The 13,261-nt window shown below is 70.7% G+C and carries 11 protein-coding genes; 5 read left to right on the plus strand and 6 right to left on the minus strand.

Features of this window, described 5'->3' with window-relative positions; translation table 11 throughout:
* Positions 1-47: 47 nt before the first annotated feature.
* The 3 genes from EXE52_RS11755 to EXE52_RS11765 form a co-directional block, all read right to left on the minus strand.
* Positions 48-575, minus strand: coding sequence for a hypothetical protein (locus EXE52_RS11755; protein ID WP_049929467.1), 528 nt, complete (start codon positions 573-575; stop codon positions 48-50).
* Between the two features lie 21 nt (positions 576-596).
* Positions 597-1,535, minus strand: a complete 939-nt coding sequence (gene mch / locus EXE52_RS11760) for a methenyltetrahydromethanopterin cyclohydrolase (protein ID WP_049929466.1) — start codon at positions 1,533-1,535, stop codon at positions 597-599.
* A gap of 400 nt (positions 1,536-1,935) precedes the next feature.
* The gene (locus EXE52_RS11765; RefSeq protein ID WP_049929465.1) at positions 1,936-2,412 is read right to left on the minus strand and encodes a hypothetical protein; all 477 of its coding nucleotides are present in this window, start codon (positions 2,410-2,412) and stop codon (positions 1,936-1,938) included.
* 261 nt (positions 2,413-2,673) lie between these two features.
* Between EXE52_RS11765 and EXE52_RS11770 the strand changes: the two genes are divergently transcribed.
* The 5 genes from EXE52_RS11770 to EXE52_RS11790 all read left to right on the plus strand — a co-directional run bounded on the left by EXE52_RS11770 (position 2,674) and on the right by EXE52_RS11790 (position 8,705).
* On the plus strand, positions 2,674-3,408 hold the full coding sequence (locus tag EXE52_RS11770) for a DUF726 domain-containing protein (protein WP_089307608.1): 735 nt from the start codon (positions 2,674-2,676) through the stop codon (positions 3,406-3,408).
* Between the two features lie 79 nt (positions 3,409-3,487).
* Positions 3,488-4,330 carry a translation initiation factor eIF-2B gene (locus EXE52_RS11775; protein WP_049929463.1) on the plus strand — a complete coding sequence of 281 codons (843 nt, stop codon included), beginning with the start codon at positions 3,488-3,490 and terminating at the stop codon, positions 4,328-4,330.
* Between the two features lie 90 nt (positions 4,331-4,420).
* Positions 4,421-5,410 (plus strand): hypothetical protein, encoded by a 990-nt coding sequence (locus EXE52_RS11780; protein ID WP_089307607.1) that lies wholly within the window; start codon positions 4,421-4,423, stop codon positions 5,408-5,410.
* 76 nt (positions 5,411-5,486) lie between these two features.
* A complete protein-coding gene (locus EXE52_RS11785; protein WP_089307606.1) occupies positions 5,487-7,559 on the plus strand; it encodes a long-chain fatty acid--CoA ligase in 2,073 nt (690 codons plus the stop codon).
* 126 nt (positions 7,560-7,685) lie between these two features.
* Complete coding sequence (locus EXE52_RS11790) at positions 7,686-8,705, plus strand: sensor histidine kinase KdpD (protein ID WP_241988246.1); 1,020 nt, start codon at positions 7,686-7,688, stop codon at positions 8,703-8,705.
* 164 nt (positions 8,706-8,869) lie between these two features.
* Here the strand turns inward: EXE52_RS11790 and EXE52_RS11795 are convergent, their stop codons facing one another.
* From EXE52_RS11795 to EXE52_RS11805, 3 genes are all read right to left on the minus strand, one after another.
* Positions 8,870-10,192: a tRNA (N(6)-L-threonylcarbamoyladenosine(37)-C(2))-methylthiotransferase gene (locus EXE52_RS11795; protein ID WP_089307604.1), complete on the minus strand. Its 1,323-nt coding sequence runs from the start codon at positions 10,190-10,192 to the stop codon at positions 8,870-8,872.
* Positions 10,193-10,276: 84 nt separating this feature from the next.
* On the minus strand, positions 10,277-10,597 hold the full coding sequence (locus tag EXE52_RS11800) for a hypothetical protein (RefSeq protein ID WP_049929458.1): 321 nt from the start codon (positions 10,595-10,597) through the stop codon (positions 10,277-10,279).
* Positions 10,598-10,677: 80 nt separating this feature from the next.
* A complete protein-coding gene (locus tag EXE52_RS11805; RefSeq protein WP_089307603.1) occupies positions 10,678-13,224 on the minus strand; it encodes a GAF domain-containing protein in 2,547 nt (848 codons plus the stop codon).
* Between the last annotated feature and the right edge of the window lie 37 nt (positions 13,225-13,261).

Consider the following 13,261-nt stretch of genomic DNA (forward strand, 5'->3'; position numbering starts at 1 on the left):
TTGTTGCGGGAGTTCGAACGGTCGGAGCGGAGGAGACGACCGCCGCGTCAGAGCGCGTCGCCGGCGACGTAGCCCGGCGCATCCTCTGGCGATTCCGTGCCGTCGCCGACGGGCGCGGCGAGGTCGACGAGCGCGAGCCATCCCAGCAGCCGGGCCGCGCGGCCCCGCCACGTCGCCTCCCAGTCGGGATCGCGGGCCCTGTCGTGCCGCGGAACTCGGTCGCGGGTCGCGGCGAAGAGGTCGGGGGCGGTCAGCGGGTCGTCGGTCGAGGCCTCCCGCAGCGCCGCGAGCGCCTCGGGGCCGAACAGGACCTCCTCTCGGAGCCCCTCGCGGACGCGCTCCGGCGTCGGCTCGGCGTCGGCGCGGACGAACCCCCGAGAGGTGTCCTCGGCGAGGTCGAGCGCGCGCAGGAACGCGAGCCAGTCGTTCGCGGTCTGACGGTCGGGGAGGTCGCGTCGCCGCCGGAGGCGGGCGCAGCAGTCGTCGGCGGTACCCGGGACGAGCGGGACCGCGCGCTGGTACTCGCGGAGGGCGTCGAGGTCGGCCGGGGGTTCGGGGACGGGTTTGAGTCGCATCAGTCGGGGACGCTCGCGGCGTCAGCGGTAGCCGAACGACTCGGCGAGCAGCTCCTCGTCGGTCTCACCGACGGTGTAGACGGGGCCGTCGACGACGTCGACGGTGACCCGCGCCGGGGCGAACACGCTCTCGGGCACGTCGTAGAAGTCCCAGTCGGCGTCCTCGAACACCTCAACGAAGGGGGTGCCGTACTCCTCGCCCGCGGTCGAGACGATCTCGCCGAAGCGGTCGTCGTCGCGCGCGACCTGGAGGTGGACCTCGCCGCCGTACGCCAAGGCGTCGTTGGTCCGGCCCATCGCCTCGGTCTCGTCGCGGGTCGGGGGCGCGAGCGGCGCGGAGCCGGAGGCGTGGAGCACGTCCGTGGGCTCGTAGCCGACCTCCAACAGGCGGAAGACGGCGAGTTCAGCGGCGCGGGCCGCGGTGGTGACGGAGCCCGCAGTCGAGCCGGTGGCGAACGTCGGGAGGAACACGCCGTCGGTGTCGACCTCGGCCAGCTCGGCGACCTGTTCGGCGACCTCCTCGTCGGGGAGCGCCGTCGACTCGACCGCCAGCGTGGCGAACTCGGAGGAGTCGTAGTAGCCGACGCGCTCGAACTCGGTCTCGCGGCCGACGAGCGCGCGGGCGGGGCCGGAACCCAGCCCCTCGAAGCCGCCCTCGGTCGTCAGCTCCCAGCCGGCCTTCTGCGAGCAGAGCAGCGCGACCGCGGGGTGGTCCGTCGACAGCTCGACGTACTGGCGCGGCGCGCCGGCGAGCCGGCCCATTCGCGTCTGGAGGTTCGCGAGCCCGGCGGTCTGGATCTCCGCGAGCAGGAGTCCCGCCTCGACGCCGCCGGCCGCGTCGACGCCGAAGTCGACGACGGTGGCGCCGTTGTCCAGCTCGTAGCCGACGACGTCCAGCTCGCCGGCGAAGTCGAGCGCCTCGTCGACCAGCTCGATCGCGGTCCGATTGATGCTTTCCATAGACGAGCGTACTCGCTCCCCGTTTAAGGGGTTTGGCTGTTCGACTCGGGGCGTCGCAAGAGATCCGGTGGACGTTACTTATAAACAACCGAGGCGGTGGCGCGTGCCTCCGAACGCCCGCAGGGCGTGAGGAGCACGCGCGAGGGAGTCGCTCGCCCGCGGCGAGCGACGCGGCTGGGGAGGTGTGAGGCTGCGGTGCTGCGCGTTCCCGCGAGCGAAGCGAGCGGGAGCACGGAAGTCGCAGCCCGCGCAGCAAAGCGAGCAGGAACGTCTTCCGGTGGGGCTTTGCCGGTGTCCGTCGCCGGTCCACCAGCGACTATTTAGAATTGAGCGAGCGCGATTTCGGGAGCGTTCGACCGAAATGCTTCGTGAGCCGGATATAAGCGAGCGTTCCGAGTCGTCACCAGAAGCCGTCGGAGTCGCTCGGGCCGCCGGCCTCGCCGGGGCCGCTCGGACCGCGGGGCCCGCTCGGTCTCGGATCGGGGTTGATCTCGACGGGGGCAGACTCAGCCCGCGGGTCGATCTCGCGCCCCTCGTCGTAGCGGACGAACGAGAGGTAGAACGCCTCGCCGCAGCCGACGCCCTCGGCGTCCGGCTCGCGGTACGGCTCGTCGCCGCCGACATCGGTGCCGCGCACGCCGTCGTGCGGGTCCCACTCGACGCCGTCGCTCTCGCCGCAGACGAACCGGACGCCGTCGGCGTCGGCGGTGTCGCCGTCTTCGGTCGCCTCGTCGGCGTCGAACGGCTCGGTCGGCGCGACATATGTCCACCCCTCCAGCGGGTACGGCGTCACCGACTTGTCCGCGAGGTACCCCTCGCGTTCGAGCGCGACGAGCGTCCCGCAGTGGGGACAGTAGTACGTGACCGGGTAGCTCATACGTCTCGTAGGGGACCCGTTTATAAACAGCCGTCGCCGCCGCGTCAGCTATTTGATCGCTCGGGCCGACGATTCGATATCTCATCCGATACCACTCCTGACAGCTCGGACGCATCGGACGACTCGTCCGGCCCCGTTACCCGCCGCCGGCTCCTCTACGGCGTCGCGAGCGGCGTCGGTCTCCTCGGGGGCGGCGGACTGTACGTCGCCAACGCGCTCGACGGCGACTTCGGCGGGTACGAGGCGCCCGAGTCACAGCCGATGGTCTCCACCCGAGGGCGGCTCGACGCCGACGAGCCGACGACGCGCTCGGGGTCGTGGGAGTTCGGCGGCAGCGACGCGGTGGTCCTGTACGTCCACGGCCTCGGCGCGGACGCAGAGTCGGCCCGCGATCAGGCGTACGCGGCGCGATTGGGGCTGGCGGCGGCGTCGGACTCGGCGGGCGGCGACGACGCGGCGGCGAGCGTCCCGCCCGTGATCGGCTACTCGTGGTCGTCGAACGACGACTGGGGACCGGCGAAGCGCACCGCCGACGCCAACGCCGCCCCGCTCGCCGACTGGCTGACGGCGTGGGCGGACGAGGACGGCCGTCCGGCCCACGTGTTCGCGCACTCGCTCGGCGCTCGCGTGACCGGAGCGGCGCTGCGCGAGCTCGCGGACAGGGGGCGAACGGACGCCCTCGCGTCGGTGTCGCTGTTCGGCGGGGCGATCCCGCACGACAGCGTCGGGACCGACGGGGCGTACGGGGCGGCAATTGGGGCGCTCGACGCGCCCCTCTACAACTTCCACAGCCGGAACGACCGCGTCCTCGGGTGGGTGTACCGCGCCTCCGACCGGACCCGGGCGGTCGGCCACGGCGGGCTGTCCGGCGCCGCGACCGCGCCGGACGGCTACGCCGACATCGACGTCAGCGATCTGGTGGCGGACCACTACTCGTACCTCGAACCGGACGCGGGCAGTCTGTCGCGCGCGATCGGCCGGATCGGGTTCGAGTAGTGCGACGGCGCACTCCGGGGCGCCTCGCCGCCGACTCGCCCCCGGAACCCCTTTTACCGGCGCGGTCGACCCTTCGGGCATGATCGACGAGACCGTCGCCGAGATCCGGGCGATGCGGACCCACAGCACGTCCGCGGTGGCCGTGAAGGCGACGCGGTCGCTCGCGGACCTGTTAGACCGGGAGTACGTGACCGTCGACGAGTTCGAGCGCGACCTCGAACACAACGCGGGCGTGCTGCGCCGGTCGAACCCCTCCCACGCCGCGCTCCACAACGCGATGCGCGAGGTCGAGCGATCCATCGTCGGCGAGGCGACGAGCGTCGAGGGCGCGAAGCAGCTGTTGGAGGACGTGATCGCCCGCGTCGTCGACGACATCGAGACGGCGAAGGGCGAGGCGGCCGCCAACGCGGCCGAGCACATCGAGGACGGCGACACGCTGCTCGTCCACGACTACTCCACGACGGTGCTGGAGGCGATCGAGAACGCCGCGCGCGACGGGGCGCACCTGACCGTCTACGTCACCGAGGCGCGCCCGCGGACGCTCGGCCGCAAGACCGCGCGGATTCTCGCCGGGGTGTCCCGCGTCGACGTCCGCATGGTCGTCGACAGCGCGATGGGGTACGCGCTCCGCGACTGCGACCGCGTCCTGCTCGGTATCACCTGTATTACCGGGGGAACCTACTACAACCGGATCGGCACGTTCCCCCTCGTCGTCACGGCGCGCGAGCTCGGCGTCCCAGTCACCGCGGTCGGCTCGGGCGCGAAGACGATCGAGGAGTTCCGGTTCGAGAACGAGTTCCGCGACGCCGTCGAGGTGATGCGCGAACCCGTCGAGGACGTCGAGATCGAGAACCCGAGCTACGACGCCACCCCGATCGGGATGATCGACACCGTGATCACCGACGACGGCGTCCGGGACTGAGGGCCCGACGAGGCGAGAAGACGAGCGCTGCCGGCGAACCCCGTCGAGCGGACAAAAGCGCTTTGTGTGTGTACCGTGTTAACAGGCGTAATGAGCGTTCGTACGGGTTCGACGACGGTGTTTCAGATCCCCGATCAGGGGGTGACGGCGGCGGGGTGTTCGAGCGGCTGGTGCGACCTGTGGGCGGTCGCGACCGATCCGGGCGTGCTGACGGCGGTCGCGATCGTCGGTCTCGCCGCGCTGGTCGCGTTCGCGTACGTCCGGGACGCCGAGGCGGCCTGTCACCGCGAGCGACGCCGCGTCCTCGACGAGCGGGACGCGTTCGAGTCGTTCGCCGACCGCGTGGCCGACATCGACACCATCTCGGCCGCGACGGACTCGACGCCGTCCGGCGTGCCGGCCGGCTCGCTCCGCGGAATGGGCGCTCCCGGCGACGGGGCGCGCGGCCCCGGCGGCGGATCGCCCGGGAGCAGCGTCAGCCTCAGACGGGTGATGGCCGCGTACGACGACACCGTGCTGTCGCTCCCTCACTACCGGGCCGAGTACGACGAGACGCCCGCGGAGAGCCTGGCGGCCGAACTCGGTCCGGACGCCGTGACCGCGCTGGCGTCGGACGGGGGGCTCTCGGGCGCCGCGCAGTCGGCGCTCGTCGACCGGAGCCGCCGCGCCGTCGACGCACGCGAACGCCTCGCCGACGCGATCGACGAAGAGATCGACGCGATCGGCGACAGGGAGTCGGCGCTGTCGGCGATCGACCGCCGTCGCCGCCGGCTGCTCGGTCACTTAGACGGGGTCCGACCCGGCTGCGAGGCCGAGGCCGCCGTCGACGTCTGGAGCCGGCTGACGGAACTCGAAGGGGAGTGCGACGACCTCGCCGCCGACCGACAGCGCTCGTTAGACGATCCCCCGTTGACGCCGCGCACGCCGCTCGACGCCGACCGCGAACGGCCGTTCTACGCCTACCTCTACGGCCCGACCGACGGGCCGCGGTACCCGGTGTTGGCCCAGATCGCGGAGGTCGCAGACCGGATCCGTGCCGATAAGGACCGCGTCGGGGGACGAATCGCCCGCGGCCGCTGACTCTCCCGGGCGCCCCGGACCGGCGGAAACTCCAAACTACCGGATTGTTTATGAAGGTAGGGCGGGTCTGGGGGGTATGAGTTGGCAGGAGGCGGAACGAGCGTTCACGGACGACGCCATCGCCCGAGAGACGCTCCCCGCGACGTTCGAACGCACCGCGGAGCGGCACGCTGACCGGATCGCACAGCGGTACAAGGGGGGAGTCCACGACCGGTCGCTCGTCGCGTCCGGGGTGGTTCCGGAGGCCCCCGCGGGCGAGTACGCCGACGTGACGTACGCGGAGATGCGGGGGATCGTCCGGAACCTCGCGACCGGGCTGCGCGAGCTGGGCGTCGACGACGACACGCGACTGGCGATGTACTCGCAGACCCGCATGGAGTGGGCTCAGACCGACTTCGCGGCGCTGGCCGCTGGCGCCGTCGTGACGACCGTGTACGCCTCGTCGTCCCCGAGCCAGCTGCGCTACCTGCTGGAGGACCCCGAGGCGACCGTGGTCGTGGCCGAGAACCGCGAGATGCTCCGCGAGGTCCTCGCGGTGCGCGGCGACCTCGAACACGACCTCGACGGGATCGTGACCCTCGACGAGGTCGACACCGATGACCTCGGGGACGATGCCGACGCTGACGTGGACGACGTGTACACCCTCGGCGAGGTCCACGAGCGCGGCGCCGCGGCGTTCGACGAGGCGGCCTACGAGGGATGGCTCGACGCGGTCGGCGTCGACGACCTCGCCAGCCTGATCTACACCTCCGGGACCACCGGGAAGCCGAAGGGGGTCAGGCTCACCCACGGCAACTTCCGGGACAACGTCTCCCAGTGTTACCGGCGGTTCGCGGACCGACCCGACCGCGACCCGGAGGTGCCCGGCATCTCCGCCGAGTCGACGACGCTGTCGTTCCTCCCGCTCGCGCACGTCTTCGAGCGGATGGCCGGCCACTACATGATGTTCGCGGCGGGCGCGACGGTCGCGTACGCGGAGAGCCCCGACACGCTCCGCGAGGACTTCGGGCTCGTCCGCCCGACGACGACCACCAGCGTCCCGCGCGTCTACGAGAAGCTGTACGACGCGATCCGCGAGCAGGCGAGCGAGTCGCCGGTGAAGGAGCGCATCTTCGAGTGGGCGGTCGACGTGGGCCGCGACCACCACGAGGCCGACGCCCCCGGTCCGCTACTCGACGCCAAGCGGGCGGTGGCCGATCGGCTCGTCTTCTCGTCGGTCCGGGAGGCGATCGGCGGGAACATCGACTTCTTCATCTCGGGCGGCGGGTCGCTGTCGGCGGAGCTGTGCGCGCTGTACCACGCGATGGACCTGCCGATACTGGAGGGATACGGCCTGACGGAGACGTCGCCCGTCATCTGCGTCAACCCGCCCGAGAAGCCGAAGGTCGGCACCATCGGGCCGCCGGTGGTCGACACCGAGATCGCGATCGACGGCTCCGTGGTGGGACAAGAGGTCGCGGACCTGGCCGGCGACGTCGGCGAACTGCTCGTCCGGGGGCCACAGGTGACGGACGGCTACTGGAACCGGCCGGACGCGACCGCAGACGCGTTCGTCGACGCGGACGACCTCCCGACCGACGCCGTCACCGCCGGGACCCCGGCCGACGACCGCGTCGGCGTCGGCGGGGACGGCCCCGGAGACGCGGAGGCCGCCGCCGCGGAGCCGTGGTTTCGCACCGGTGACATCGTCCAGCTCCGCCCCGACGGCTACGTCGCGTTCCGCGAGCGCGCGAAGCAGCTGCTCGTGCTCTCGACCGGGAAGAACGTCGCCCCCGGACCGATCGAGGACCGGTTCGCCGCCAACGAGTTCGTCGAGCAGTGCGTCGTCCTCGGCGACGGCCGGAAGTTCGTCTCGGCGCTCATCGTGCCGAACTTCGAGAGGGTCGAGGCGTGGGCCGAGGCCAACGGGATCGACTTGCCCGCGGAGCGCGCCGCGGTCTGCCGCGACGACCGCGTCCGCGAGCGGATTCAGGAGGAAGTCGACCGCGTGAACGAGGAGTTCGAGTCGTACGAGAAGATCAAGCAGTTCCGGCTCGTCGAGGAAGAGTTCACCGAGGAGAACGACCTGCTCACGCCGACGATGAAGAAGAAGCGACGGAACATCTTAGACCGATTCGCCGACGAGGTCGAGGTCATCTACGAGGAGTAGAGCGGCCGGAACCGGGCAGAACTAGAAACCGATATCCGTCGCGAGAGAGTAAATTCGGCGATGGGTCCCCACGTACCGCCCCGATACGGCTTCGCCGCTCTGGGGGGGTGTTGTTTCGGCCTCGGTGTGCTCCACCTGACTCACGCGGGCCCGACCGTGGGGATCGCACTCGAATCGGTGCTGATACTCGGCCTCTCGGGCGTCGCCTTCTACACCGTTCGCGACCTCCCGCGCTGGGGGATCTCTCGCTCCGGCCAGTGGCGAGCGGTCCGGATCGGCGCGGGGACCGCACTCGGGTTCACCGGGCTCGCCGCCATCGTCTGGCTCATTTGGCTGATCGGACACCACGCGTTCAAGCTCCCCTTTCTGCTCTCGTTCGCCGCCAGCCTCGGCGCGGCGGTCGGGTCTCGCGGGAGCCTCTACGCGGTGAAGGCGGACGAACAGCTCACCGAGGCGCAGGAGCTCGCGACGCTGCTCTCGATCAACGACCGGGTGTTGCGCCACAACATCCGGAACGAGCTCTCGGTGGCGCTCGGGTACCTCACCGAGATCGAGGCGGCGGACGACAGCCCGGAGACCCGAGCGCAGGTGGCGACGATCCGCGACCACTTGGAGTCGCTCCTCGACACGAGCGAGCGGACGCGACGGCTCGCGTCGATCTGGCAGACCGACGCGCGCTGCTCGGTGGACCTGGTCACCGTCGTCGAGGAGGAGGTGGCGCAGTTGACCGCCGAAGCGCCCGACGCGACGATCCGCACGGAGCTGCCGGAGCGCTGCGTCGTCCGGACGCATCCGTCCGTCCGGGTCGCGTTCGAAGAGGCGCTGCGGAACGCCGTCGAACATAACGACGACGTGACCGTGACGGTGCGCGTGTGGCGCGACGATGCGGTACACCTCGTCGTCGCGGACGACGGACGCGGCATCCCGCGGATCGAGCGGCGGACGCTCCGAAACTCCGAGGAGACCCCGCTCGAACACACCGAAGGCGTCGGGCTGTGGCTGATCTACTGGGCCGTGAACCGGGCGGGCGGAACGGTCGAGTTCGCGGAGAACGAGCCGGGGGGAACGGCGGTCCGGATCCGCCTCCCCGATCGGCCGGATTCGGACGGCTCGGCCGGCGTCGACTCCGGAGAGGATCGGCGGTGAGAGTGAGGTCGGAAGCCTCGGAGTAGCGGCCGTGCGACCCGTGCGGGAGCGATCTCGGTCGGTTCGGGCGCCGCGTCGACCGCGTGGCGGCGCGAGCCGTTCGCTGGACACCGAGGTCGCGGTCAGTTCGTTAGGCGTGGGAGAAGCGCGCCGTTCGCGTGGCGTTAGGCCGACGACGGCGTGGACTCCGGCTGTTCGTCGCGCTCGACCGAGTCGCCGTCGGCCGGTGTCGACTCCGTCACGGGGTCGCCGAACGCGTACACCGTGTTGTGGCCGGTCACCTCGACGGTGAGGAAGTCGCCGACCTCGACGCCGCGATCGGTCGCGTTCTGGACGATGATCTGTCGGTAGGCGCCGTCGCGGCACTTGACCGAGTCGCCCGTCCCCTCCTCGACGACGAGCACCTCGAACGTCCCGCCGACCATCGACTCGTACGCCTCGCCGACGACCTCCATCTTCAGCTCGGACATCGCCTTCGACCGCTCCTTCTTGACGGTCCCGCCGAGCCCCTTCATGTCGGCCGCGTCGGTGCCGGGACGCTTCGAGAAGCGGGTGACGTTGATCTTTTCGGGCCGGACCTCGGCGAGCAGGTCCATCGAGCGCTCGTGGTCGGCCTCGCTCTCTGTGGGGAACCCGACGATGAAGTCGGTCGACAGCGTCCAGTGGTCGAGCCGGTCGTCGAAGGTGTCGACGACCTCGCGGAACTTCTCGACGCGGTGCTGGCGGCGCATGTCTTCGAGCACGTCGTCGGAACCGGACTGGACCGGCGCGTGGATGAAGTCGTACAGCTCCTCGTTCTCGGCGAACACGTCGACCAGCTCCTCGTGGATGCCGTGGATGCCGCCGGGGTTCGCCATCCCCAGCCGCACCCGGAAGTCACCGTCGATGTCGCAGATGCGGTCGAGCAGCTCGGGAAGCTTCCGGTCGCCGTCGTCCCAGCCGTAGACGCCCGTGTCCTGCCCGGTGACGCGGATCTCCTTCGCGCCGGCGTGGATCAAGGCCCGGGCCTTCTCGACGTTCTCCTCGACCGACGGGGAGTCGACCCGGCCGGTGGCGAACTTGGTGATACAGTACGAGCAGTTGCTCATACAGCCGCGCGCGATCGGGAGGAGACCGACGACGCCGTCGAGGACCGGTTCGGCGTCGGGCGTGACCGTCGGGCACTCGCCGTTGAGCACGTACGAGGGGACCTCGTCCCAGTGGAGGATCTCGGCGTCGACGTCGGCTTCGGCGAACATCTCTCCCTGTGCCAGCGCCATACAGCCAGTAACGACGAGTTCGGCCGTCGTCTCCGACAGCTCCTCGGCGCGGCGGAGCATGTTCCGCTCCGTCTTCTCGACGACGGTACAGGTGTTGAGGATGGCGACGTCCGCGTCGTCCGGGCCGTCGGCCGGGCGGTGCCCCCCGTCGCGGAGGGCGCGCTCGATCTCCCGGCTCTCTCCCCGGTTCGAGCTACAGCCGTACGTTTCGATGTGGTACGTCGCCATCGGAGTGTCCTTACTATCGGTCCCGAGGGCAAAAGCGCGACGGATCGGGGCGTCGGCGGCCCGGCGAGTCGGCCCCGTTCCGCGTCAGTCTTCCGCGACCGCGGCAGTCGGCGCGTCGGCCTCGGAGGCCGAGTCGGCGGTCGCCTCCGGCTCGTCGACGGGGTCGCGCTCGGCCGGCGGAACCGCTTGGTAGACGGACCGGCGGGCGTCGCGGGGGCACAGCCCCTCCTCGACGAGGCCGACCTCGGTGAGCTTCTCGACCGCGAACCGGACGGTGCGGGTCGAGAGGCGGGTCTCCTCGGCGAGGCCGGTCTGGTCGAACCGGCCCTCCGCGTCGAGCACGTAGTAGACCAGTTTGGCGCTCGGCGGGAGCGGTTCGAGCAGCTCGCGGGTTCCGTCGTCCATACGTTACTTACAGGGGCGAATCGCGCATAACCGTGGCCCGCCTGTGCGCACCCTGCGCACGCCAACCGTCTTTTTATATACTATGATTCAGGGCGGAACTCGAACCGCGCGCCGTCCCTGTCGTCGACCGACAGTTCCCAGCCGTGAGCGGCCGCGATCTCTCGCACGATCGCGAGGCCGAACCCCGTCCCGTCCGGGGTACTCGATCGCCCGTACTCCGTCGCCGCCTCTGGGTCGATGTCGAAACCGCGTCCGTCGTCCGCGACGTAGAAGCCGTCCGGGAGCGATCCGACGGAGACCGTGAGGTCGTCGGCGTCGTCCGAGCCGTGCTCGACGCCGTCGTCGGGCGTTGCCCGACTGCTCGTGGAACCGTGTTCCACGCTGTTCGTAAACAGGTTCTCGAGGAGCGTCCGGAGCCGCTCCGGGTCGGCGTCGACCGCGTCCGTCGCAGCCGACGCGTCGAGCGTGGCGCCCGCCGTGTCGACGGTGCGCCACGCGCGTTCGGCCGCCTCGTCCAGCGGGACGGGCTCGATGTCGTCGACCGTCCGACCCTGCCGCGCCAGCGCGAGGAGGTCGTCTATCAGCTGCGTCATCCGGTCGTGGGCGTCTTCCACCCGATCGAGCTCATCGAGGACCGCCGCGTCGTCGGTCAGCGCCCGAGCCAGGTCCGTCCGGCCGGCCGCGACGTTGAGCGGGTTCCGGAGGTCGTGAGAGACCAGCCCGGCGAACTTCTCCAGCCGGTCTATCTCCCGCTGGAGCGCCGCGTCCCGCTCGCGCAGCTGTTCTGTCCGCTCGGCGTGGTTGAGCGCGACCGTGACGTTCGCGGCGAGGACGCGGGCCAACTGGACGTCCGTCGCGTCGAAGAACTCCGGCTCCCGCGACCCCAACGGCATCACCCCGTGTTCGCCGAGCGGGACGACGAGGAGGCTCCGGTGTTCGCCGTACCCGACCGCGGTGTCGACCGTGTCGAGGTCGTCGACCACGATCGGCTGGCCGGACTCGAACGCCTCCCAGACGCGGCCGTCGCCCGGACCGAACGCGGGGCGGTCGCCGAACGCCGCGGTGGCCTCCTCGCTTATCGCCGTCGGGCGGAGGACGTTCGTCTCCGGCTCGTACAGCCGGACCCCGCTGCTCGGAAACCCGAGGGTGTCGATCGCCGCGCGGGTGGCCACCTCGGCGATCTCCGCCCGCGAGTCGCCGCCGAACATCTCGCGGGTCGTCGCGTGGAGCCGCCGAAGCGTCCGCTCGATGCGTTTCTGGTCGTCGATGTCGGCGTAGACGCTGTAGAGGACCGTCTCGTCCGACTGCTTGACGGGGATGACGTGGAGGATGAAATCGCGAATCCCGTCGACGGTCCGCCGGCGCACTTCGAGCCGCGAGGGCTCGCCGCGTTCGAGGACCGCCTCCGGCTCGAACCGCTCGGCGCTGTCCGGGATGACCTCGTCGCAGACCTCCTCGTACCCGCTGTCGGCGCCGTAGCCGAACGTCTCCCGGAACGCCTCGTTGGCGGCGTCGAGGCGACGGCCGCCCCCGTCGAGGGCGACGGTGCGCACCGCCGGGAGGGGGAGGTCGTGGAACAGCGCCGTCAGCCGATCTCGCTCCCGGCGGAGCGCGTTCTCCGTCTCGATCTGCTCGATGGCGTTGGCCGAGTGGGCCGCCAGCAGCTCCGCAAACTCGACGTCGCGCTCGTCGAACGCGGCGTACCCGTTCGAGACGGCCTGTAACACCCCGTGGGAACCGATCGGGACGCTGATCGCCGACCGGATGTCGTCGGCGACCGGGTCCGCCACCTCCGACCCGGTTCGGCGGTCGGCTCCGACCGACGACCGACCCGGAGACGAGGGGTCCTCCAGTTCGTCCGGGTCCGCTGGGTCGACGCTGAGGTTGTCGACCACCATCGTCTCCTGCTCCGCGACCGTGGTCCCGACGACCCCCTCGCCGATGTCGAACGCCCGGACCTCCTCCTCGCTGACGCTCTCGGAGAGGACGGCCGGGACGACCTTATCGCCGCGGCGGCGGGCGGTGACGCAGCGGTCGAACTCCAAGATGTCCTCGGCCGCGTCGACCGTCCGGTCGAACACCGTCGCAACGTCGGTCACCGATGCCAGCTCCGCCGCGAACTCGTGGATCGCCGTGACCTTCGCGTTCACCTCACGGAGGTCCCGCTCTGCCCGGCGGCGGCCGAGCGCGTTCGCGACGCTGTTCGCGAGCATCTCGTAGCGGTCGCGACCGGCCCCCTTCTGGAGGTAGTCCGTCACCCCAGCGGAGATGGCGTCGCTCGCGATCTCCTCGCTCCCCTTCCCGGTGAACAGCACGAAGGGGAGCCCGGGGTCGACATCGCGGACCGATTCGAGGAACTCGAGCCCGTTTGATCCAGGCATGTCGAAGTCGCTGACGACGCAGTCGACGCGGCCGTCGCGGACCACCTCCAGCCCCTCGTCCGGCGACAGCCGCGTCAGCGTCTCGATCCCGTCCACGAGCCGATCGACGTGCGTGGCCGCGAGGTCAGCCGCCCCCGGCTCGTCGTCGACGAACAGGACACATCGGGACGAGTCGGCGTTCGATCCCGGCGCGTCGGACGCGGCCGCTCCGGTCCCCGCAGAGGCGTCGCCGGGTTCAGAATTCATGTGCGTGTGTTTCCCTACCGGTAGTTTTAGCTTTCGC

This window comes from Halorubrum sp. CGM4_25_10-8A (genome assembly GCF_005435025.1).
In the GTDB taxonomy this organism is placed as follows: domain Archaea; phylum Halobacteriota; class Halobacteria; order Halobacteriales; family Haloferacaceae; genus Halorubrum; species Halorubrum ezzemoulense.

What these genes read in the sequence shown, in the direction of transcription:
- EXE52_RS11770 (WP_089307608.1), top strand. Translation starts at nt 2,674, where the DNA reads ATGGTCTCCACCCGAGGGCGGCTCGACGCCGACGAGCCGACGACGCGC.
- EXE52_RS11780 (WP_089307607.1), top strand. Translation starts at nt 4,421, where the DNA reads ATGAGCGTTCGTACGGGTTCGACGACGGTGTTTCAGATCCCCGATCAG.
- EXE52_RS11795 (WP_089307604.1), bottom strand. Translation starts at nt 10,192, where the DNA reads ATGGCGACGTACCACATCGAAACGTACGGCTGTAGCTCGAACCGGGGA.
- EXE52_RS11805 (WP_089307603.1), bottom strand. Translation starts at nt 13,224, where the DNA reads ATGAATTCTGAACCCGGCGACGCCTCTGCGGGGACCGGAGCGGCCGCG.
- EXE52_RS11755 (WP_049929467.1), bottom strand. Translation starts at nt 575, where the DNA reads ATGCGACTCAAACCCGTCCCCGAACCCCCGGCCGACCTCGACGCCCTC.
- EXE52_RS11800 (WP_049929458.1), bottom strand. Translation starts at nt 10,597, where the DNA reads ATGGACGACGGAACCCGCGAGCTGCTCGAACCGCTCCCGCCGAGCGCC.
- EXE52_RS11775 (WP_049929463.1), top strand. Translation starts at nt 3,488, where the DNA reads ATGATCGACGAGACCGTCGCCGAGATCCGGGCGATGCGGACCCACAGC.
- EXE52_RS11765 (WP_049929465.1), bottom strand. Translation starts at nt 2,412, where the DNA reads ATGAGCTACCCGGTCACGTACTACTGTCCCCACTGCGGGACGCTCGTC.
- mch (WP_049929466.1), bottom strand. Translation starts at nt 1,535, where the DNA reads ATGGAAAGCATCAATCGGACCGCGATCGAGCTGGTCGACGAGGCGCTC.
- EXE52_RS11785 (WP_089307606.1), top strand. Translation starts at nt 5,487, where the DNA reads ATGAGTTGGCAGGAGGCGGAACGAGCGTTCACGGACGACGCCATCGCC.